25 protein-coding genes are annotated in these 20578 nt (G+C 40.9%); 17 read left to right on the top strand and 8 right to left on the bottom strand.

Annotated elements, in window-relative coordinates:
- Positions 1–19: 19 nt before the first annotated feature.
- From QJ048_RS08005 to panC, 7 genes are all read right to left on the bottom strand, one after another.
- On the bottom strand, positions 20–1156 hold the full coding sequence (locus QJ048_RS08005; RefSeq protein WP_282333815.1) for an NAD(P)/FAD-dependent oxidoreductase: 1137 nt from the start codon (positions 1154–1156) through the stop codon (positions 20–22).
- Positions 1157–1287: 131 nt separating this feature from the next.
- Positions 1288–2010, bottom strand: coding sequence for a hypothetical protein (locus tag QJ048_RS08000; protein ID WP_282333814.1), 723 nt, complete (start codon positions 2008–2010; stop codon positions 1288–1290).
- Positions 2011–2466: 456 nt separating this feature from the next.
- On the bottom strand, positions 2467–3870 hold the full coding sequence (lpdA, locus tag QJ048_RS07995) for a dihydrolipoyl dehydrogenase (protein ID WP_282333813.1): 1404 nt from the start codon (positions 3868–3870) through the stop codon (positions 2467–2469).
- Between the two features lie 320 nt (positions 3871–4190).
- Positions 4191–4682: a D-glycero-beta-D-manno-heptose 1-phosphate adenylyltransferase gene (gene rfaE2, locus QJ048_RS07990; protein WP_282333812.1), complete on the bottom strand. Its 492-nt coding sequence runs from the start codon at positions 4680–4682 to the stop codon at positions 4191–4193.
- A complete protein-coding gene (locus tag QJ048_RS07985; RefSeq protein ID WP_282333811.1) occupies positions 4675–5688 on the bottom strand; it encodes a lysylphosphatidylglycerol synthase transmembrane domain-containing protein in 1014 nt (337 codons plus the stop codon). The genes rfaE2 and QJ048_RS07985 overlap by 8 nt, the downstream gene beginning before the upstream one ends.
- Positions 5689–5814: 126 nt before the next feature.
- On the bottom strand, positions 5815–6159 hold the full coding sequence (gene panD / locus QJ048_RS07980) for an aspartate 1-decarboxylase (protein WP_282333810.1): 345 nt from the start codon (positions 6157–6159) through the stop codon (positions 5815–5817).
- Between the two features lie 109 nt (positions 6160–6268).
- On the bottom strand, positions 6269–7114 hold the full coding sequence (panC, locus tag QJ048_RS07975) for a pantoate--beta-alanine ligase (RefSeq protein WP_282333809.1): 846 nt from the start codon (positions 7112–7114) through the stop codon (positions 6269–6271).
- 108 nt (positions 7115–7222) lie between these two features.
- On the opposite strand from panC, the gene QJ048_RS07970 reads away from it, so the two are divergent.
- From QJ048_RS07970 to rlmB, 5 genes are all read left to right on the top strand, one after another.
- Positions 7223–8035: a glycogen/starch synthase gene (locus QJ048_RS07970; protein ID WP_282333808.1), complete on the top strand. Its 813-nt coding sequence runs from the start codon at positions 7223–7225 to the stop codon at positions 8033–8035.
- 298 nt (positions 8036–8333) lie between these two features.
- Positions 8334–9587, top strand: a complete 1254-nt coding sequence (gene metK, locus QJ048_RS07965) for a methionine adenosyltransferase (RefSeq protein ID WP_282333807.1) — start codon at positions 8334–8336, stop codon at positions 9585–9587.
- Between the two features lie 173 nt (positions 9588–9760).
- Complete coding sequence (locus QJ048_RS07960) at positions 9761–10072, top strand: DUF6660 family protein (protein WP_282333806.1); 312 nt, start codon at positions 9761–9763, stop codon at positions 10070–10072.
- Between the two features lie 67 nt (positions 10073–10139).
- Complete coding sequence (locus tag QJ048_RS07955) at positions 10140–12299, top strand: TonB-dependent receptor (protein ID WP_282333805.1); 2160 nt, start codon at positions 10140–10142, stop codon at positions 12297–12299.
- Positions 12300–12434: 135 nt separating this feature from the next.
- Positions 12435–13202, top strand: a complete 768-nt coding sequence (gene rlmB, locus QJ048_RS07950) for a 23S rRNA (guanosine(2251)-2'-O)-methyltransferase RlmB (RefSeq protein WP_282333804.1) — start codon at positions 12435–12437, stop codon at positions 13200–13202.
- Here the strand turns inward: rlmB and QJ048_RS07945 are convergent, their stop codons facing one another.
- Positions 13203–14102, bottom strand: a complete 900-nt coding sequence (locus tag QJ048_RS07945; protein ID WP_282333803.1) for an aldo/keto reductase — start codon at positions 14100–14102, stop codon at positions 13203–13205. It lies immediately after the preceding gene.
- Between the two features lie 253 nt (positions 14103–14355).
- Here QJ048_RS07945 and rpsJ point away from each other — a divergent pair, with 253 nt between their 5' ends.
- From rpsJ to rplN, 12 genes are all read left to right on the top strand, one after another.
- Positions 14356–14661, top strand: coding sequence for a 30S ribosomal protein S10 (gene rpsJ / locus QJ048_RS07940; RefSeq protein WP_217792292.1), 306 nt, complete (start codon positions 14356–14358; stop codon positions 14659–14661).
- A 330-nt stretch (positions 14662–14991) separates the two neighbouring features.
- The gene (gene rplC / locus QJ048_RS07935; RefSeq protein ID WP_217792291.1) at positions 14992–15609 is read left to right on the top strand and encodes a 50S ribosomal protein L3; all 618 of its coding nucleotides are present in this window, start codon (positions 14992–14994) and stop codon (positions 15607–15609) included.
- 19 nt (positions 15610–15628) lie between these two features.
- The gene (rplD, locus tag QJ048_RS07930) at positions 15629–16267 is read left to right on the top strand and encodes a 50S ribosomal protein L4 (protein ID WP_282333802.1); all 639 of its coding nucleotides are present in this window, start codon (positions 15629–15631) and stop codon (positions 16265–16267) included.
- 27 nt (positions 16268–16294) lie between these two features.
- Positions 16295–16594 carry a 50S ribosomal protein L23 gene (gene rplW / locus QJ048_RS07925; RefSeq protein WP_282333801.1) on the top strand — a complete coding sequence of 100 codons (300 nt, stop codon included), beginning with the start codon at positions 16295–16297 and terminating at the stop codon, positions 16592–16594.
- A 59-nt stretch (positions 16595–16653) separates the two neighbouring features.
- Positions 16654–17493 (top strand): 50S ribosomal protein L2, encoded by an 840-nt coding sequence (gene rplB, locus QJ048_RS07920; RefSeq protein ID WP_282333800.1) that lies wholly within the window; start codon positions 16654–16656, stop codon positions 17491–17493.
- A gap of 62 nt (positions 17494–17555) precedes the next feature.
- The gene (gene rpsS / locus QJ048_RS07915; RefSeq protein ID WP_217792287.1) at positions 17556–17825 is read left to right on the top strand and encodes a 30S ribosomal protein S19; all 270 of its coding nucleotides are present in this window, start codon (positions 17556–17558) and stop codon (positions 17823–17825) included.
- A 57-nt stretch (positions 17826–17882) separates the two neighbouring features.
- On the top strand, positions 17883–18218 hold the full coding sequence (gene rplV, locus QJ048_RS07910) for a 50S ribosomal protein L22 (protein ID WP_217792286.1): 336 nt from the start codon (positions 17883–17885) through the stop codon (positions 18216–18218).
- 28 nt (positions 18219–18246) lie between these two features.
- Positions 18247–19038: a 30S ribosomal protein S3 gene (gene rpsC / locus QJ048_RS07905; RefSeq protein ID WP_217792285.1), complete on the top strand. Its 792-nt coding sequence runs from the start codon at positions 18247–18249 to the stop codon at positions 19036–19038.
- Positions 19039–19142: 104 nt separating this feature from the next.
- The gene (gene rplP, locus QJ048_RS07900) at positions 19143–19562 is read left to right on the top strand and encodes a 50S ribosomal protein L16 (protein WP_217792284.1); all 420 of its coding nucleotides are present in this window, start codon (positions 19143–19145) and stop codon (positions 19560–19562) included.
- 31 nt (positions 19563–19593) lie between these two features.
- Entirely contained in the window at positions 19594–19803 is a 210-nt protein-coding gene (rpmC, locus tag QJ048_RS07895) for a 50S ribosomal protein L29 (RefSeq protein ID WP_217792283.1), read from the top strand.
- Positions 19804–19893: 90 nt separating this feature from the next.
- Entirely contained in the window at positions 19894–20151 is a 258-nt protein-coding gene (gene rpsQ / locus QJ048_RS07890) for a 30S ribosomal protein S17 (RefSeq protein ID WP_217792282.1), read from the top strand.
- 43 nt (positions 20152–20194) lie between these two features.
- Positions 20195–20563 (top strand): 50S ribosomal protein L14, encoded by a 369-nt coding sequence (gene rplN / locus QJ048_RS07885; protein ID WP_217792281.1) that lies wholly within the window; start codon positions 20195–20197, stop codon positions 20561–20563.
- Positions 20564–20578: the final 15 nt, after the last annotated feature.

Raw genomic sequence — 20578 nt, 5'->3', positions numbered from 1 at the left:
GAACTATTCAGTTATTCAGTTACTCAGTCATCATCTTCGCAATATTTTCCCCTACCACCGGCGTCAATGCCAAACCCATACCACTCAAACGAACTGCACAAAAGATATTTGGTTTCACCTTTTTCACAATCGGCATTTTGTCTTTTCCCATACCCATGATGCCACTCCAGCGATAGTCGATCGAGAATTTTTTACCGGGGATAATATTTTCTTTGAGGAAGTTTTCCAATATGTCCTGGATCGATTCTGTTGTATTGAACTCGTTCGTTGCTTCCGCAGAAAAATCACTGTTGCGGGCTCCACCGAGAAGAATTCTGTCACCGATATTGCGGAAATAGTAATAGCCCTCGTCGTAGTGAAATGTACCGGTAAAATTCAATTTTTTAATAGGGGAAGTAACTAACACCTGCCCGCGAACTGGTTCCACATTGAGTTCTGGTAATAGTTCCTTTGCAAATGCATTTGTGCATATCAGCAATTGATCGGAGGTTAAAGTAACAGGTAAATTGCTGTGCAGGAAAACTTTTCCGTTGTTTTTTTCATAACCGTTTACTTCTATATTTGGCAGAACGGAGACGCCAAGCGATTGCACTTTTTGCAATAATTGCTGCAACAACTTTCCGGAGTGCAATTGACCCTCCAGTCTGTTTTCAACCAAATGGCTAACGTTGGCAAAACCGAAGTTTGAAATTTTTTTATCCGCTATTTTGAAGACCTTTTCTTCTTTCAGCGATTTTCTTAACAAAATGTTCATCCAGCCAACGTCATTTTTCAGCTGTTTTTCTTTTTCATATTGTTTCGGCGTAATCAATTCATAGCCGCCAAGTTTTTCAAACTCAATATCTTTTTTGTTGAATGTTTTGCGAATGCACTTCAATCCTTCATATCTCATTTCCACCAGGTGCAGCATTTTTTCCTCACCCATTTTTCTTGCATCGTTGAGTAGTTCTGTAATGCTGCCAAAACATGCAAAACCCGCATTGCGACTGCTCGCGCCATAAGGTACAATGCCTCTGTCCAGGATAAGGACCTTCAGTCTGGGGTGGTGTTTTTTTAAGTAAAATGCGCTCCACAATCCTGTAAAGCCACTGCCAACTATGATAACATCCTGGTGCGCAAAAAAGCTTTCTTTTTCCCAAATGGAAGCTTGTTGCATTTGATTGTTTTTGAATTGATAGAGAAATTTAAAACAAAGAATTCATTCGTTCAAATGCAAAAGGGTCGTTTACGAAAAACGACCCTTTACAAAAGTGATAAGGTTTGTAACTATATATTCCGACATGCTTGCTATAGCTTAAATGAAAGTCCTGCATTCATAATGTATTTGCCATATCCGCCTTCGATAAAAAGACCAGTATGCTCGCTTACATTAAACTTACAGCCAAAGCTGAACTGATAGGCAAAATCAGGCGGGTGTTGAACGTAATTGATTTTAGTGCCAGCATCATAATCTACATAATTCTGGTTCCAGATATTCACGCCCATGGCTACACGCAAATACGGTGTAACGTGCGGCCCCGCAGGAATATAGCTCATCATATTGGCCATAATGGTCCAGCCTTCCAGCGTACCTCGCATGGCAGTGCCATAGGTATTGTAATCATAATACGGCATATTCACTTTGCCATACATCCCCATAATGCCCAGACTCATATATCGGCTAAATTGATAGTCGAGAGACGCATTCATCGGCCCAACCTGGCTGGGATTTCCTTTGTAGGCGCCATAAAAGTCCGCCATATAATATTGGTCAAGATTAGGAAAGCCGTAGCCTAAATTCAGATGTAAAGCCGGTTCAAAAGGGGGTAATTTAGGTTGCTGTGGTTTTCGCTGCCTATAATGTGGGGGTGCCGGGTGCATATATACACCGCCGCCCATGCGGGGTCCATAGTAATAATAACCGGGAGGCGGTGGGGGCGGAGGTGCCGGGTTATAACCGTGCTGAGCTTCAGAGGCAAGTGTGCAAAGTAATGCGGTAAATATTAAAAGGAAACTGCGTTGTGGTTTCATAGTCACCAATAATTTTCTATTGGATATGTGATAACGCCCGAGGTTTAACGGAAGTTGGATGAATTTAAGCCATTAACAATTGGGAAATGTATGTAAATGCGATTAGCACACAGATAACGCTGATTGGACTGATTTGCGCTGATTGTACTTGGGGTTATTTGCCTTTTCTATCAGGCAACTTTGCTGTTTTAAGATGCTCGTTTGCTTTTTCCAGTTTTTTAGGAAAAAGAGTTTCATTCCTATACTTTTCAAAGAGAAGGATCAATATCAACAGCCTGCAGTTTTTTAGTGTTTAAATCTCCTGTTTTCATGGTTGCAAAATAGTAACAATCCGTGTAAATCAGTCTAATCAGTGTCATCCGTGTGCCAACAAAAAAGGACTGCCATTTCCGACAGTCCTATATTTTTTAGCTGCTTGCTCCGAAAAACCCAGAACTCACAACTCATTACTCAAAACTACAAGTGAATCGCTTCACCATAAGCTACTTCAATCGCATCTTTAATGCTTTCGCTGATAGTTGGGTGCGGGTGAATGCTGTTCAGTACTTCGTGATAAGTAGTTTCCAGTTTGCGGGCAACTACAGTCTCAGCGATCAATTCAGTTACATTGTAACCGATCATGTGCGTACCTAACCATTCGCCGTATTTAGCGTCGAAGATCACTTTTACAAAACCTTCAGTAGCACCTGCCGCAGAAGCCTTACCGCTTGCGCTCAATGGGAATTTACCTACTTTAATTTCGTAACCTGCTTCTTTAGCAGCTTTTTCAGTTAAACCAACAGAAGCGATTTCTGGTGTGCAATAAGTACAACCTGGTACATTGCCGTAATCCAGAGCTTCAGGCTGGTGATTGTATTTTTTCTCGTTGTAACCGATGTTTTCCACGCAAATGATGCCTTCTTTGCTCGCAACGTGTGCTAATGCCTGACCAGGAACGCAGTCGCCGATCGCATAAACACCAGGAATATTTGTTTGGTAGAATTTGTCAACAACGATTTTGCCTTTGTCAGTTTTAACACCAACTTGCTCAAGACCGATGCCTTCAATATTTGAAGAAACACCTACAGCGCTCAACACGATGTCAGCCTCCAGGGTAACATTTCCGTCAGCTTTTTTCACGTTTGCTTTAACGCCGTTTCCGCTAACATCAACGCTTTCAACAGAGGCATTTACCAAGATGTCGATGCCGTTTTTCTTGTATTGTTTTTCCAGTTCTTTAGAAATGTCTTCATCTTCAACCGGTACTACACGAGGAAGGAACTCAACGATGGTAACTTTCGTTCCCATTGCATTGTAGAAGTAAGCAAATTCAACACCTATCGCGCCAGAACCTACAACGATCATAGATTTTGGAAGCTCAGGCAAAACCATTGCTTCGCGGTAACCGATAACTTTTTTACCATCTTGTTTCAGATTAGGCAATTCACGGCTGCGGCCACCAGTTGCAAGAATGATGTGTTTCGCTTCTACAACTTCTTTAGCACCATCAGCTTTGGTAACTTCTACCTGGCCTTTAGCTTTCAACACACCAAAGCCCATGATCACATCGATCTTGTTCTTTTTCATCAAAAACTGAACGCCCTTGCTCATTTTGTCGGCTACACCGCGGCTGCGTTTGATAACAGCAGCAAAATCCGCTTCACCACTAGCTTTCAGACCGTAAGCCTCTGCGTGCTTTATAGATTCAAGTACCGAAGCACTTTTCAATAACGCTTTTGTAGGAATACAACCCCAGTTCAAACAGATACCGCCAAGACTCTCCTTTTCTACAATTGCTGTCTTAAAGCCTAGTTGTGAGGCACGGATCGCAGCTACATAACCGCCGGGTCCACTACCTATCACCAGAACATCGTATGCCATATGTTTTGATTTTAAATGCCTTGCAATAAAATAAGTACAAGGTTATTGGATGATTAATTTTTGAGATGTGCGAAGCTACTTTACAATGAGGAAATAGCCAAAAGTGGTTATTTCTATAAGTAAAAAGTAAAAAATTAAAAGTAAAAACGGTGCAGCCGCATTTTTTATGGGACCAACAATTGTACTACGATAAAACAGTCGTTGCGACGCTCCGTTGAACTGTAGTAACATTATGGAGCATTTTAATGGCACTGGGGATCCACCTGAAAAGTCCTATGCACAAAGCTACAATGCCATGCTGATGCGATTTTTACTTCTTTTTACAGCGCAGCGATCTTGCCCAAAATACCCGTGGTACTGTAACCCTCCACAATTGGATTGATCACAACCCGGCCGCCATGGGCCATTACTTCCTTAGCGCCAACAATCTGGTCAAGAGTGTAATCGCCACCCTTCACGATAACATCGGGCATTACTTTCTTTATAAGTTCAAGAGGAGTGTCTTCATCAAAAAGAATAACAGCATCTACCATTAAAAGTGATGCTAAAACGGTTGCCCTTGCCTGTTCGTTGTTAACCGGTCTGCCTTCACCTTTCAATCTTTTGGTAGAAGCGTCTGAGTTCAGGCCAACGACAAGTACATCTGCTTCTTTAGCCGCCTGGCTAAGAGATGCGATATGCCCTTTGTGAAGTATATCAAAACAGCCATTCGTGAAAGCTATTTTTTGCCCAAGAAATTTCCAACGGTAAACTTGTTCTTCCAGTGCTATTGGTTCATAAATTTTCTTTTCGATTACGTCTGAGTTACGCATGTTGTAAACTTTTTTTTCTGTTAACTATTGGTAATAATCCTATGCTTAAAAATCCAAATACAATAACCAGGAAAAATTGAACCAGCCACAAGAGCCAGCCAAATGCTCTCCCGACGTTTTCTGTAATTCCATATAGCATCATTGTTTCCTGTACCAGAAAAGGATAAGCGCCAATTCCCCCCTGCGTTGCAATCATACCTATACTGCCAAGAGAAAGTACAGATAATGATGCTTTAATTCCTAATCCGCTGGTGGCCTGCATTGCATAAAATCCCATTTGTATGCTTAGTAAATAACCTACCCAGATCATAATGGTATGAAAGAAAAACCAGCCTTTGTTTTTTACATATCGCACACTGATCAATCCCTGCCAGATTCCCCTCATAAATTCTTTTATTTTACCAATCACATGAATGTGCGCAAACTTGTGCATGATAAATCTTACAACCAGTAAAACAATTAACAAACCACCAACAACAACTGCAATCTTGAGCCAGTCAATGTCGCCGGTTTCGGTACTGACTATTTTTTTGATCTTGTCCATTGCAAATTTTCCAATAATATCAATCTGGGAAAATATACTAACGGCAAAAACGATCAACAAACATATAAGGTCAAAAGCTCTTTCCGCTACAATAGTTCCCACGAGTTTATTTGCGGGCACTTTTTCATAACGGGCAAGAACAGTGCATTTCAATACTTCTCCCAGCCTTGGTACGGCGAGATTTGCGAGATATCCAATAAGTACGGAAAAATAAGTATTGAGAGTAGAAGGGGAGTATCCGAGGGGTTGCATTAAAATTTTCCATCTTAATGCGCGACTGTAATGACTGGCCAATAAAATTAATACAACAGGCACAAGTAACCAATAGTCTGTAGTACGAAGTGCTCCTTTCATTTCCTCCCAGTCATGCCCCTTAATCTTACCGACCGACCACCAAACTAAAAATATTGCCAAAGCTAAAAAAAACGCATACTGAAGCCACTGAAACACCTTTTTCTTCATACAGGTTGGTTTGGCCTTAAAGATAGGTGATAATTGAAAATTGAAAGTTGAAAATTGAAAATGGTTTTATTCGAAAAGACTCTCGGTTATACCATTTTCAATTTTCAACTTTCAATTTTCAATTAACTAAAGTTTATTTCCGTCTTTTGGGAAAACAATCCAGGGCTTGAATTGTTTGGCTTCGTCGAATGACATACGTGCGTAAGAAATAACGATCACGATATCGCCGGCAGCACCTTGTCTGGCAGCAGGTCCGTTAAGGCAGCATACGCCCGAACCTCTTTTTCCTTTGATAAGGTACGTTTCAATGCGGGAACCATTATTAACATTCACAACTTGCACTTTCTCATTCTCGATCATATTCGCTGCATCCATCAGATCCTCATCAAGCGTAAGACTACCAACGTAATGTAAGTTAGCCTCCGTGATTACGGCTCTGTGCACCTTTGATTTTAAAATTTCGATGTCCATGCTTGTTTAATTAAAACCGCTTTTTAGCGGGGTGCAAGCTAAGAAGAATTTGGGAAAAACGTACAGTTGCCAGGAGTACCCGGTTCTGCAATTAACTTTCAATTTTCAACTAATCAAGCGCCATGTTATCAATCAGCCTCACTTCATTCTGATATGCCGCGATTAAAGCAACAATTTTTTGATGCCCATCCCAATTTTCAACTGGGACAAGTGTTTCCGCATCGGCGATAGAAACATAATCCGGCCGGAAATTATTATCCGTGAGCATTAAATTGCTTCTGTCCAGCAAATAGGCGATGCTTTCTTTTTCAATGTGATCTTTCAAATAGTTGAGAACGCGATAAATAGTGAGTGCGTTTTTCCTCTCTTCTTCGTTCAAGCGCATATTGCGGCTGCTCATAGCGAGCCCGTCCTTTTCGCGAAGAGTGGGCCTTGTATGAAGCTTTACACCCAGGTTTTCAATCTGTATCAATCTGTTGATTACCATACATTGCTGATAATCTTTTTGGCCCATATATAAGTTATGTGGCTGTACAGCTTTCAAAAGCTTGTGGACGATCTGGCAAACTCCCTGGAAATGGCCGGGTCTGAATTTGCCCTCCAAAATGGTTTCAATAACGCCCAGGTCATAATGAGGTACCTTGTCAAATCCATCGGGGTACATTTCTGTAACAGAAGGTAAAAAGAGAATATTTGTGCCCGCAAGCTCCAGTTTTTCAATATCCGCCTCAATAGTTATGGGGTATTTCTCGAAATCTTTCGGATCGTTGAACTGAGTTGGATTGACAAAAATGCTGCAGACCGTTATGTCATTTTCAGCCTTGGACGCAGTAATAAGCGAAATATGACCATCGTGCAAAGCACCCATTGTTGGTACAAATCCGATGGTTTTACCGTTGTTTTTCAGAAAATTAACATTTTCCTGCAATGCCGAAATTCCCTTGATTATAGTCATTTTTTGAGCTTTTATGAGCGGAAAATTAGTATAGTAGCCTATTTTGGGTAAAAAGCCTTACCTTTGCACACTATTTTCAGTTCCTTTTTTTCATAACCGATACCGATAATGTCAACAAAGAAAAGAATTTTATTCATTGCCAACGAAATGTCTCCATACCTGGAAATGACAGAGTTCTCTGAAATTGTGAACAGGCTGGCAATTAAAGCAAATGACAATAATTTCGAAGTGCGTTGTATTATGCCGCGGTTTGGGACCATCAATGAAAGACGTCACAGGCTTCACGAAGTGGTACGTTTATCTGGGATAAATGTATCGGTTGATAACGACGATTACCCGTTGCAGATCAAAGTGGCATCTCTGCCAAATGCACGTTTGCAGATATACTTTCTTGATAACGAAGACCTTTTTAAAAGAAAATTTGTTTTTACAGACGAGAATGAAAAGTGGTTTGACGACAATGGGTTAAGAACTGTTTTCTTCTGTAAAGGCGCATTGGAGACTGTAAAAAAATTCGGTTGGCCTCCAGACATCATCCATTGCAGCGGCTGGATGACTGGTTTGATCCCAATGTATTTGAAAACTGCGTACAAAAAAGAACCTGTTTTCAGTCACAGCAAGGTTATTTACACAGTAGGGCAGACCACTTTTAAAGAAAAGCTGGGTGCAGATTTTGCAAAATTTGCTAACATCCATGCTACTATAAAAGAGAAAGATCTTGAGCCGTTTAAGGCCCCGGGCAATATAGATATGTTCAGAGGTGGAGCTCTAAGTGCAGATGCTATTACGTTTGGTTCCGAGAAAGTGGACAAAAAATTAGTTGAAGAGTTTGGTAAAGTGCGTGGTAAAAAAGTATTACAGTACAATGCAGAATCAGATCTTACAGATTACTTGCAATTGTATACAGATCTTACAAAATAGAAGTTTCTATAGAATATATTCAAAGCCTGTTTGCCAAAACAGGCTTTTTTATTGATTTTTTTGAAGACAATTTACAACTCTATTAATTTTATAGACTTTTGGTTTCGTGGTTTTTAAGTATGTTTGAGAGGCATAATCTATTTGATAACGTATATTTTACTATTAAATTGACGTTTAAAATTCTTAAATATCAAACTGGCGACTATCTTTGTCCCGATTTTATAAAAAATCCATTAATTGTTGCTTGCTCGATGATTAATGGATTTTGCATTAATAAATAACCAACAAAATTAGAATCATGCCTTATTTGTTTACTTCTGAAAGCGTTTCAGAGGGCCATCCGGATAAAGTGGCCGATCAGATCTCAGATGCCTTGATAGATAACTTTTTAGCCTTCGATCCAAACTCTAAAGTGGCTTGCGAAACGCTGGTTACAACCGGACAAGTAGTATTGGCCGGAGAAGTAAAATCAAAAGCTTATCTCGATGTGCAGGAAATCGCAAGAGGTGTAATCCGTAAAATCGGTTACACAAAAAGCGAATACATGTTCGAAGCTAACAGCTGCGGCGTGTTCTCTGCTATCCACGAACAATCTTCTGACATCAACCAGGGCGTTGACAAAAAGAAAAAAGAAGAACAAGGTGCTGGTGACCAGGGAATGATGTTCGGTTACGCAACAAACGAAACTGAAGACTACATGCCTTTGGCACTTGACTTAGCACACAAGATCTTGCTTGAGCTTGCTGCATTGAGAAGAGAAAACAAGCAAATCAAATATTTGCGCCCTGATGCAAAAAGCCAGGTGACTCTTGAGTACGATGACAAAAACAGACCCGTTCGCATCGACGCGATCGTTGTATCTACTCAGCATGATGACTTCGATACAGAAGCTAAAATGCAGGACAAGATCCAGAAAGATATCATTTCAATCCTGATCCCCCGCGTAAAAGCTAAATATAAGAAATACGCTAAGTTGTTTAATGACGGTATCAAATACCACATCAACCCAACTGGTAAATTCGTAATCGGCGGACCACACGGCGATACAGGTTTGACTGGTCGTAAAATCATCGTAGATACTTACGGTGGTAAAGGTGCTCACGGTGGTGGTGCGTTCAGCGGTAAAGATCCTTCTAAAGTTGACCGTTCTGCTGCATACGCAACTCGTCACATCGCTAAAAACCTTGTAGCTGCTGGTCTTTGCGACGAAGTACTTGTACAGGTTTCTTATGCGATCGGTGTTGCTCAACCAACAAGCATCTACGTAAACACATACGGTACAGCTAAAGTAAAATTGTCTGACGGCGAAATCGCTAAACGCGTTTCTAAACTGTTCGACATGCGTCCTTACTTTATCGAACAGCGCTTGAAATTGCGTACGCCGATCTACAGCGAAACTGCTGCGTACGGACACATGGGCCGCAAACCGGAAGTTGTTACTAAAACTTTCAAAACTCCGGATGGTAAAGAGAAAAATGTGAAAGTTGAATTGTTCACATGGGAAAAACTTGACCACGTAGCAAAAGTTAAAAAAGAGTTCGGTTTGAAATAATCGAATCAGCTGATAAACTTAGAATCCCTTTGCGCAGGCAAAGGGATTTTTTATTGAAGAAATCGGAACGCAGGTTTTCATGATCTGTGATGATTTGAGTTTAAACGAATCGATTAAATCTCAATTCAAAAAATCATATCAAATCGTAATCATCTACGTTCTATCTTTGGCTCATGAAGTGGTTTGTCTACATTCTTTCATTTTACGTATTGTTACTGTCAGCCGTACCCTGCTGTGCGGATGATGATTGCTGCGCGAATGAGCAAAACACATCAGTACAAACCAATCATTCCAAAGAAACTTCCAAACCAAGCGCACCCTGCTCACCGTTCTTCGCTTGTGCAGCCTGCAACGGCGTTATCATTCCACAAGTATTCAGATTTTCTGTTGTGGAACAACATGAAGTTGTAGTGTACAAATTCTTTTATCACGATAATCTTGTGTCGCGCAATTTGCCATCCATATGGCAGCCTCCCAAATGCTAGTACATATTAGTATTGGTTTTGGTGCCTTTAAGGCATCTATTATTTCACATTATCTTTTATTTTAAATATGAAAAAGGCAATTTGCCTATGGCTATTCCTTTGTTTGGGGGTGATATGTCGCGCCCAACATAAGTTAGCTGTTCGTGTAAAAGATGCAGATGCAAATGAACCGTTGGTATCAGCAACGGTTACATTGGCAGGCAAAACAGCTGCAACAGATACAACAGGATTGATTTTGTTTAACAATGTGCCTGCAGGCAAACATTTACTGCAAATACGTTCTGTCGGTCATAAGGAATTTTCTCAAGCATTTACTATTCCGTTACCAGGAGACAGTTTAACAATAAAACTGGAGGCTGATACAGAGAATATGAATGAAGTAGTGGTCTCCTCAACCCGGAGCACACGCACCATCCGGAACATGCCTACACGCGTCGAGTTTGTTAGCGGAGAAGAATTAGAGGAAAAAGCAAACATGAAGCCGGGTGACATTCGCATGATGCTTAGCGAGAGTACCGGTATTCAAACGCAGCAGGTGTCCGCAACCTCAGCCAACTCAAGCATTCGAATACAAGGTTTGGACGGCAGATACACCCAATTATTGAAAGATGGGTTTCCCTTGTTTTCTGGCTTCTCAAGCGGGTTGGGATTATTACAAACGCCACCCCTGGATTTAAAGCAGGTGGAGATCATCAAGGGCGCCAGTTCCACACTCTATGGAGGAGGTGCAATTGCCGGGCTCGTGAACCTGATTTCTAAAACACCCAAAAAGGAGAAAGATCTTCGCTTTATGATCAACGGCACCTCCGCAGGCGGCCTTGATTTAGATGGATTCTATAGTCAGCGATTTGGGAAAGCGGGTCTTACATTATATGCTGCCCGCAACAGCAGCAAACCTTATGATCCTTCATCAACGGGTTTTACAGCCATACCAAAGACTGAACGATACGTATTCAACCCAAAGTTGTTCCTTTATTTCAATCCGAAAACGACCATCACTGTTGGCCTTAGTTCGGCTTTCGAAAAAAGGGAGGGAGGCGACATTCAATACATCAAAGGACATGGCGATAGTCTACATAGTTATTTCGAAAACAACAACAGCAACCGCGTTTCCAGCCAGCTGGCGTTGGATCATAAACTAAACGAGCATAGCGCCTTTAAGTTCAAGAACGCCATCAGCTGTTTTCGTCGCACCATCAAAACTCCAGGTTATGCTTTTGATGGTACACAATGGTCCTCTTATTCAGAAGGAACATACAGTCGTACGGGCCAAAAATCAGATTGGATCATAGGCTTAAATTATTATACCGACAATTTCCGTGAGCACCCTAAAGATTCCTTTCCAAAAAGGGATTATGTTCAGCAAACCGCAGGATTATTCATTCAGCAATCCTGGAACGCAACGAACTGGCTGAATACTGAACTGGGATTGAGGGGAGACTATGTAGCCAATTATGGGCCGGTGCTGCTTCCACGTGCTGCGGCGCTGTTTAAGTTTTCTCCCAGGCTTACATCGCGTGTGGGGGCTGGGTTTGGTTACACAACACCAACCATCTTTACAGAAGAAACAGAAAGAATGCAATACAAAGGTGTATTGCCGGTGTCGGGCTCAACCAATGAACTTGAAAAATCATATGGTATCAACGCAGATGTAAATTATCGGACCGCCATTGGAGATGTGAAGATGAGTATCAATCAGCTTTTTTTTATCACACGCATCAATCATCCGTTGATGTTGGATACGTTGGCAGCAAATCTTTACAAACTCCGGAATGCATCCGGCCATCTTGATAGTCGCGGCTGGGAAACCAATGTAAAACTCACTTACGGCGATTTCAGTCTATTCATTGGCTATACATTTACCGATGCGCTGCTGCACACGGACCATGGTAAAATACCAAATCCGCTCACAGCGAAGCACAAGTTGAACAACGTACTCATTTACGAAGTGGAAGACAATTTCAAAATTGGTCTCGAAGCTTATTATACGGGTAAGCAACCTTTGAATGACGGCGCAACGGGAAAAGCATTTTGGACCTTTGGTGCAATGGCGGAGAAAATATGGGAGAAGTTCTCTGTGTTCGTAAATTTTGAAAACTTCACAGATACAAGACAAACCAGGTTTGATACGATTTATACGGGTCCACGTACTGATCCCAACTTTAGGGACATATATGCACCCCTGGATGGCTTCGTCGTAAACGGAGGCATCAAACTGCGACTTTAAAAAGCAAGCAGGCTCTTAAATAGCCTGCTTCTTTTTTAGTTATTGTAGTTGTAAACAAGCAACAAAACACCCATAAAAACTACTCATTTTCAACTTTCAATTTTCAACTCCCCACTTAAATCCTACTTTTGCACCGTGAAAAATTTCAGACAGCAGCAACAAAGCAGACCCAAGAAGAGTTCTTTGGTTATAGGTAGAGAAGCCGTTATCAACGCATTGAAAACGGGCAAACAGTTAGAGCGCATTTATTTGCAACAAACACTGGGTGCTGCGGCAGCAGGTGATATAGTTAAGTTGGCTCAACAACATAATGTTCCAATAAACAAAGTGCCCGTTGAAAAACTGAACGGGTTTAACATTCAAAACCACGAAGGTTGTGTAGCTGTAATTTCCAAAATACAATACCAGGATCTTCAGCAGGTAATTTCATTTATAGTTGACAAAGGTCAAACACCGCTTTTTGTAATACTAGACGGCGTTACGGATATCCGTAATATTGGTGCAATCGCCAGAACCGCCTACTGCTGCGGAGTACAGGCAATAATAATTCCAGACAAAGGGGTTGGAGCCTTAAACGAAGATGCCATCACAACTTCAGCTGGTGCACTTGAAAAAATTGCGGTGTGCCGTGTAAATAGCCTGATGAAAGCGGTCGACGAACTTCACTTAAATGGCATAAAAGTATTTGTCAGCGAGATGACGGCTTCATCAAGGGTCTTTGAACTTGATTTTACAGAACCTTGCGCGGTCGTAATGGGGAGCGAGGATAAGGGCGTAACACCTGCGCTCATGAAGATCTGCGATCAGAACTTCAATATCCCTATGGCAGGCAACTTTGAATCCTTAAACGTGTCAGTTGCAACTGGCATGATCCTTTATGAAGTGATGAAGCAGCGCTTATAATTAGAGATGTTCCTTATAATAATTCACAGGAATCGAACCGGCGATTTGTAGGTAATCGAGCTCGGATAGCATTGGCTTTTCCACCGCACTGATTGCGTCATTTAATTGCCGTTCAGTGCGGATTCCCACAACAGCGCTGGAAACTGCAGGGTGATGCAATGCAAATTGAATAGCCGTTTCTGCAGGACTTCGGCCATCAGCCGAAAAAGCTTTAATACATTCCACGGCCTTGCTGATTTCCGATTGATTACGATCGAGATAAGCATCAGCAGATTTGCCTGGCAGAATACCCTTTGCCAGGGAACCTCTCGCCAAAACACCGATATTATTTTCTTGTAAAAGTGGAAAACAGGATTGCTCCGGCCTGCGGTCCAAAACACTATATTGCATCATAATACTCACAATGTCAGATCTTTTTACATATTCCCTGATTACATTAGGCCTGATAGACGAGATTCCGTAAAATCGAATTTTTCCCTGTTGCTTTAATATTTCGAACGCTTCAATGGTCTCGTCAATCGGATCGTCAATTGTACCGCCGTGCAACTGGTACAAATCGATGTAATCCGTTTGCAGCCTTTTTAAGCTATTTTCAACCGCCGCCAGAATGTAGTTTTTAGTTGGATTCCAATCCCAAGTCTTTCCATCTGGCCGCATTTGATTACCTACTTTAGTAGAAATAATTACCTTTTCCCGAATCGGCTTCAAAGCTTTTCCAAGAGTTATCTCGTTTTCGCCATTATCATATAAATCAGCCGTGTCAAAAAGAATAATTCCTTTTTCGAACGCCTCCAGCAATAATTTTTCATTCTCGGCGTAGTTACCTTTTTCCAGAGACATGCAGCCAAAGGCGATTTTGCTAACCGACAAACCTGATTTTCCTAAAGTTTGATACTTCACTTTTTAAGTAGTTTATATTCAATTAGTTAACAGTTATTTTTTCTAAAAATAACCAGCTCCAAATCATATTATATTTGTAACTTGCGTAACTTTTTTAACCAAAGGGAAGGCAGGTGGATAAATAAAATGAAGGCAAATTTTGTTAAAAGCCGTCATTTAATTGGCTGAATACTAAAAAATGTTTTCAAAATATTTTGATGTTATATGACATCCTCTTACCTTTGCACTCCCAATTAAAAGTTGGATTTTACGTATGTCACAGCGAATCAGAATTAAATTACAATCTTACGATCACAATCTGGTAGATAAATCTGCTGAAAAAATCGTAAAAACAGTTCGTAGCACAGGAGCAGTAGTTACAGGTCCAATTCCTTTACCTACTCATAAGAAGATCTTTACAGTTTTGCGTTCCCCACACGTAAATAAAAAGGCACGTGAGCAGTTTCAATTGTGTACTCACAAACGTTTATTAGATATCTATACTTCTTCTTCAAGAACTGTAGATGCTCTTTCTAAACTTGATCTGCCTTCTGGTGTGGAAGTTGAAATCAAAGCGTAATCGTCGGATTCGTTTGACAGTCCCGGTTAGCGGGAAATAAAGTTCTTAAAATAAAATTATCTCTCAATCCTCACTACTTGGTAAGGAGAAAAGAGCTCTGATTGTAAAAATATTGATCAAAGCCTATTGCTTTGATCAGCGAAAAAAAAATATAAACAAGCTGTTCAGGGTTTGTTTACTGCCGGTACTTCCAGCGACATTATACTCTAAGTTCAGTCGCAAAACGGAAAAGGTCGGTTGCTAAACGGGGATTGAAGTCCTAATATTAGATACCTCTCCGGTACTACTATAAAAGATTGTCCTTTCAACCTTGCAGCGCAAACAAAGAACATGAAAGCGATTATTGGTAAAAAGATTGGCATGACCAGCATCTTCAGTCCTGATGGCAAGCAGACAGCTTGTACCATCATTGAAGCTGGTCCTTGCGTTGTTACGCAGGTTAAAACAAAAGAGACAGATGGCTACGATGCCCTGCAATTAGCGTTCGGCGACAAAAAAGAAAAACACGCTCCTAAAGCCGAAATCAATCACTTCGCAAAAGCTAACACAAGCGCTAAAAAATTCGTAAAAGAGTTTCGCGATTATTCAATAGAAAAAGTTCTGGGTGAAGCAGTTACCGTAGATATTTTCACTGAAGGTGAAAATGTTGAAGTAGTTGGTACTACAAAAGGTAAAGGTTTCCAGGGTGTTGTTAAACGTCACGGTTTCAGTGGTGTTGGCGGCGCTTCTCACGGTCAGCACGATCGTCAAAGAGCTCCAGGTTCTCTGGGTAACTCTTCTGATGCTTCCCGTGTAATGAAAGGTGTGCGCATGGCAGGCCGCATGGGTGGTGACAGAGTAAAAATGAAAGGCTTGAAAGTCCTTAAAATTTTTGCTGATAAAAATTACATCCTCGTTAGTGGATCTGTACCAGGCCATAACGGTTCTATTGTTTTAATCCAGAAGTAAACTTTTAATCTGAAAAAAGATGCAAGTAGATATTTTAAATATAAAAGGACAAAAAACCGGCAGAACGGTTGAATTGCCCGAAGAAATTTTCGGAATTGAACCGAATGATCACGTTATTTATCTTGCTGTGAAACAATACCTTGCTGCTCAGCGTCAAGGTACACACAAAGTAAAAACTCGTGCAGAAGTAAAGGGTGCAAGCCGTAAACTTCACAAACAAAAAGGTACTGGTGGTAGCCGTAAAGGTAACATCCGTAACCCTCTATACAAAGGTGGCGGTACAATCTTCGGACCTAAACCTCACGCTTACGACATCAAATTGAACCGTAAAGTGAAAGACCTTGCTAAAATGTCTGCTCTTGCATACAAAGCGAAAGCTAACGCTATCGTTGTTGTTGAAGACATTAAGCTTGACGCTCCAAAAACAAAGGACTTCGCTGGTGCATTAAAAGCACTTAGCATCAATGATAAAAAATCATTGTTTGTTCTTCCTGAATACACTGATAATGTTTACTTGTCTTTGAGAAACATCCCAGGTGTTGAAGGAGTTACTTTGAGCGACATCAACACTTACGACATCGTAAACGCAGATGTTCTTGTACTGAGTGAAACAACAGCGAAAATCTTCTCTGAAGACGAAGCTGAAGTAAATGCATAATTGAATTAAAATATAAATAAGAAAGAAATGAAACTTTCTGAAGTATTAGTAAAGCCTATTTTGACAGAAAAAGCAAACGCGCAGCAAGAAAAGCTGAGAAGATATGCTTTTAAAGTTAACAGAAAGGCTAACAAATTGGAAATTAAGAAAGCAGTTGAAGAATTTTACGGTGTATCTGTAATTGATGTGAATACTGCTGTTGTTCCAAGCAAAGCTAAAAGTCGTTTTACAAAAGCTGGTTATATACAAGGTCGCAAGCCTGCTTATAAAAAAGCTTTGATTACGATCGCTGAAGGCGAATCAATCGACCTTTATGGCGCAATTTAATAGTTGAATCTAATTAAATTAAGAATGGCAGTTAACTGCCGCAAAAGTTAAAACAGAAAATGGCACTTAGAAAATATAAACCTATGACAGCCGGCACACGCTGGAGAGTAGGAAATGCATACGCAGAAATCACAAGCGACACTCCGGAGAAAAGTTTGCTGGAGCCAATGAAGCGTACTGGTGGTAGAAACTTCCAGGGTAGACGAGCAATGCGCTACATTGGAGGCGGTCATAAAAAACAATATCGTCTGGTAGATTTCAAACGTAACAAGAAAGATATCGAAGCTACAGTAGTTTCTATTGAATACGATCCAAACCGTACAGCATTCATCGCATTGTTGAGCTATGCTGATGGTGAAAAACGTTACATCATTGCTCCTCAGGGATTGCAGGTTGGAACGAAAGTGATCAGTGGTGATGCAGTTGCTCCTGAGATTGGTAACGCACTTATGATGAAGAACATGCCTTTGGGTACTAATGTTCACAACATCGAATTGCAACCAGGTCAGGGTGGTAAAATGGCGAAAAGCGCTGGAACTTCAGCTCAATTGAACGCTAAAGAAGAGAAATACGCAGTGTTGAAAATGCCTTCAGGTGAATTGAGAAAAGTATTGATCAATTGTTACGCAACAGTAGGTGTTGTATCTAACAGCGATCACAACTTGCAGAGCATGGGTAAAGCAGGTCGAAATGTATGGAAAGGTATTCGCCCTCGTGTTCGTGGTGTAGCTATGAACCCTGTAGATCACCCAATGGGTGGTGGTGAAGGTAGAGCTTCAGGTGGTCAGCCTCGTTCTAGAACTGGTCAAAAATCAAGAGGTCTGAAAACTCGTACGAGAGGAAAAGGAAGCGACAAACTGATCATCCAACGTAGCAACGGTAAAAAAATCTCTAAATAATTGTAATAGTTAAAATGGTCCCGGTCTTCGGACCGGGACAAATAAACGATAAATAAAATAGCATGGCTCGTTCAATTAAAAAAGGTCCTTACATCGCCACCAAACTTGAGGGCAAAGTGGTAGCAATAAACGAAGGCAAAGCAAAGAAAGGTGTTATCAAAACCTGGAGCCGTCGTTCTACGATCTCTCCAGATTTTGTAGGTCACACATTTGCGGTACACAACGGTAACAAGTTTATCCCGGTATACGTAACTGAATTTATGGTTGGTCACAAACTAGGTGAATTTGCACCAACTCGTAACTTCAAAGGACACTCAAGTAAAAAAATGTAATAATCAGTAAAGAGCAGAAGAGTAAAATCAAAAGCTCGGAACTTGAAACTAAATAAAATGGAAGCAGTAGCTAAACTTAACAATTACCCTACATCGCCAAGAAAAATGCGCTTGCTGGCAGATATGATTCGCGGCATGGAAGTGGAAAAAGCATTGGCACAATTGGAACACAATCCAAAACACCCTGCAGTTCCTTTGCGTAAACTGGTAGTTAGCGCTATCAGCAACTGGAAACAAAAGAACGAAGGTGGCGATGAATCAACACTGATTGTAAAAACCATTTTTGTTGATGGAGCTAGAACGATAAAACGTATGCGTCCTGCACCACAAGGCCGTGGTTACCGTGTACGCAAACGTAGCAACCACGTAACTGTAATTGTAGACACTAAATAATCAAACGTAAACTTAATATACCAAACATATGGGTCAGAAAGCAAATCCTATTGGTAACAGGTTAGGCATCATCCGCGGATGGGAGAGCAACTGGTATGGTAATAAAAAAGATTACTCAACTAAGTTGATCGAAGATCACAAAATCCGCACTTATCTGAATGCACGTATCAATAAAGGTGGTATCTCTAAAATCGTTATTGAGCGTACATTGGGTAAATTGATCGTTACAATTCACACTTCTAAACCTGGTATCATTATAGGAAAAGGTGGTAACGAAGTTGACAGGATTAAAGAAGAGTTGAAAAAACTCACTGGAAAAGATGACGTTCAGATCAATATCCTGGAAATTCGTCGTCCTGAATTGGATGCCAACATCGTTGGTGACACCATTGCGAAACAAATCGAAAACCGTATCAATTACAAACGCGCAATTAAAATGGCGATCGCTTCAGCACTTCGTATGGGTGCAGAAGGTATCAAAGTAAAAGTTAGCGGTCGTTTGGGTGGTGCTGAGATCGCTCGTAGCGAAGAGATCAAACAAGGGCGTGTGCCTTTGCATACATACCGTATGGATATCGATTATGCTAGCGTATTCGCACTAACTGTTTACGGTAAAATCGGTATCAAAGTTTGGATCTCTAAAGGCGAAGTTTTGGCTAAGAGAGATTTGAATCCAAACCTGGTAAGCGGTAAAGAAGGCGGTGAAAGAAGAGAAAGAACAGACGACAGAAGAGATGACAGAAGAGGTGGTGGCGACAGAAGAGGTGGAGATAGAAGAGACAACCGCGGTGGTGGAGATAGAAGAGAAAGAAAAGCATAATTAATTGTTTTCGGTTACTGATCAGCAGTTGCCGGTTATAATAAAAAATAGTTGATAAGCTGCTACCAGAAAACTGATAGCCGGCAACTCAAAAACTAAAAAAGATGTTACAACCTAAAAGAACGAAACATAGGAAGATGCAGAAGGGTCGCATGAAAGGCGACGCTAAAAGAGGTACTACACTTTCATTTGGTTCATTCGGTTTGAAAGCTTTGGAACAAGTTTGGATGACCGACAGACAAATTGAATCTGCTCGTCAGGCAATGACCCGTCACATGAAACGTGAAGGTAGCGTGTGGATCCGTATTTTCCCTGATAAACAAGTTACAAGGAAGCCGGCAGAGGTGAGAATGGGTAAAGGTAAAGGTAACCCTGATCATTGGGCAGCTGTTGTAAAACCAGGAAGAATTTTGTTTGAAGCAGATGGTATTCCTGTTCAATTGGCAAAAGAAGCTTTTGAATTAGCAGCGCAGAAATTGCCGATCAAAACAAAATTTGTGGTTCGCAGAGACCTGCAAGCCTAATCATTTGCAAACATTATAAATCGTAATAACGATGTCAAACAGAATAGACTTTGTAAAAGGACTTAAAGATCTTACTAAAGAAGATCTGAAAGCCAAGATACAGGAAGATGAGCTTCGCTTGAAAAAGCTTGAATTTGCTCATGCTATCACTCCATTGGAGAGCCCGGTAAGCATCCGCTCTTTGAGAAGAGATGTAGCACGTTTGAAAACAGAATTGAGAAAAAGAGAATTAGAAGCGTAAAAGCTGTGAGCCTTGGCTAAAAAGCAAAGGCATAAAAATAAAGTTGCTCGATGCATTCGCTGAGAGCTCAAAGCTAAAATTTGAATAACAATGGCTGAAAGAAATTTACGTAAAACAAGGATTGGGGTGGTAACCAGCAATAAAATGGAAAAAACCATCACTGTTGCGGTTGAAAGAAAAATTAAGCACCCTATCTACGGTAAGTTCCTGAAAAAAACTACCAGTTTTCATGCACACGACGAAAAGAACGAGTGCAGCATTGGTGACACTGTAAAAATCATGGAAACTCGTCCTCTTAGCAAAACAAAACGCTGGAGACTGGTTGAAGTGGTAGAAAAAGTGAAATAATCCCTCTGTTTTACATTATAAACACGATTTAAATTAATTAAAGATGATTCAGCAAGAAAGCCGACTGAATGTAGCTGATAACAGTGGTGCCAAAGAGGTACTATGTATTCGTGTATTAGGTAACAGTGGCCAGAATAACGCCCACATTGGCGACAAGATTGTGGTTACTGTGAAAGATGCAATTCCAGCTGGCGGTATTAAAAAAGGTACTGTTGCAAAAGCAGTTATCGTACGCACAAAAAGCAAGTTGCGTCGTAAAGATGGTTCTTATATCCGTTTCGATGACAACGCCGTGGTGTTGTTGAACAACTCGGATGAACCAAGAGGTACACGTATTTTCGGACCAGTTGCAAGAGAATTGCGCGACAAGGGATATATGAAAATAATTTCTCTTGCTCCGGAAGTATTATAATCGTACCTTTGCGCC

The sequence above is a fragment of the Pinibacter soli genome (assembly GCF_029961145.1).
GTDB lineage: Bacteria > Bacteroidota > Bacteroidia > Chitinophagales > Chitinophagaceae > Pinibacter > Pinibacter soli.
The sequence above is the reverse complement of the archived record's forward strand: the minus strand, read 5'-3'. Positions and strand labels throughout refer to the sequence as shown.

What these genes read in the sequence shown, in the direction of transcription:
- QJ048_RS08005 (WP_282333815.1), bottom strand. Translation starts at nt 1,156, where the DNA reads ATGCAACAAGCTTCCATTTGGGAAAAAGAAAGCTTTTTTGCGCACCAG.
- QJ048_RS08000 (WP_282333814.1), bottom strand. Translation starts at nt 2,010, where the DNA reads ATGAAACCACAACGCAGTTTCCTTTTAATATTTACCGCATTACTTTGC.
- lpdA (WP_282333813.1), bottom strand. Translation starts at nt 3,870, where the DNA reads ATGGCATACGATGTTCTGGTGATAGGTAGTGGACCCGGCGGTTATGTA.
- rfaE2 (WP_282333812.1), bottom strand. Translation starts at nt 4,682, where the DNA reads ATGCGTAACTCAGACGTAATCGAAAAGAAAATTTATGAACCAATAGCA.
- QJ048_RS07985 (WP_282333811.1), bottom strand. Translation starts at nt 5,688, where the DNA reads ATGAAGAAAAAGGTGTTTCAGTGGCTTCAGTATGCGTTTTTTTTAGCT.
- panD (WP_282333810.1), bottom strand. Translation starts at nt 6,159, where the DNA reads ATGGACATCGAAATTTTAAAATCAAAGGTGCACAGAGCCGTAATCACG.
- panC (WP_282333809.1), bottom strand. Translation starts at nt 7,114, where the DNA reads ATGACTATAATCAAGGGAATTTCGGCATTGCAGGAAAATGTTAATTTT.
- QJ048_RS07970 (WP_282333808.1), top strand. Translation starts at nt 7,223, where the DNA reads ATGTCAACAAAGAAAAGAATTTTATTCATTGCCAACGAAATGTCTCCA.
- metK (WP_282333807.1), top strand. Translation starts at nt 8,334, where the DNA reads ATGCCTTATTTGTTTACTTCTGAAAGCGTTTCAGAGGGCCATCCGGAT.
- QJ048_RS07960 (WP_282333806.1), top strand. Translation starts at nt 9,761, where the DNA reads ATGAAGTGGTTTGTCTACATTCTTTCATTTTACGTATTGTTACTGTCA.
- QJ048_RS07955 (WP_282333805.1), top strand. Translation starts at nt 10,140, where the DNA reads ATGAAAAAGGCAATTTGCCTATGGCTATTCCTTTGTTTGGGGGTGATA.
- rpsJ (WP_217792292.1), top strand. Translation starts at nt 14,356, where the DNA reads ATGTCACAGCGAATCAGAATTAAATTACAATCTTACGATCACAATCTG.
- rplC (WP_217792291.1), top strand. Translation starts at nt 14,992, where the DNA reads ATGAAAGCGATTATTGGTAAAAAGATTGGCATGACCAGCATCTTCAGT.
- rplD (WP_282333802.1), top strand. Translation starts at nt 15,629, where the DNA reads ATGCAAGTAGATATTTTAAATATAAAAGGACAAAAAACCGGCAGAACG.
- rplW (WP_282333801.1), top strand. Translation starts at nt 16,295, where the DNA reads ATGAAACTTTCTGAAGTATTAGTAAAGCCTATTTTGACAGAAAAAGCA.
- rplB (WP_282333800.1), top strand. Translation starts at nt 16,654, where the DNA reads ATGGCACTTAGAAAATATAAACCTATGACAGCCGGCACACGCTGGAGA.
- rpsS (WP_217792287.1), top strand. Translation starts at nt 17,556, where the DNA reads ATGGCTCGTTCAATTAAAAAAGGTCCTTACATCGCCACCAAACTTGAG.
- rplV (WP_217792286.1), top strand. Translation starts at nt 17,883, where the DNA reads ATGGAAGCAGTAGCTAAACTTAACAATTACCCTACATCGCCAAGAAAA.
- rpsC (WP_217792285.1), top strand. Translation starts at nt 18,247, where the DNA reads ATGGGTCAGAAAGCAAATCCTATTGGTAACAGGTTAGGCATCATCCGC.
- rplP (WP_217792284.1), top strand. Translation starts at nt 19,143, where the DNA reads ATGTTACAACCTAAAAGAACGAAACATAGGAAGATGCAGAAGGGTCGC.
- rpmC (WP_217792283.1), top strand. Translation starts at nt 19,594, where the DNA reads ATGTCAAACAGAATAGACTTTGTAAAAGGACTTAAAGATCTTACTAAA.
- rpsQ (WP_217792282.1), top strand. Translation starts at nt 19,894, where the DNA reads ATGGCTGAAAGAAATTTACGTAAAACAAGGATTGGGGTGGTAACCAGC.
- rplN (WP_217792281.1), top strand. Translation starts at nt 20,195, where the DNA reads ATGATTCAGCAAGAAAGCCGACTGAATGTAGCTGATAACAGTGGTGCC.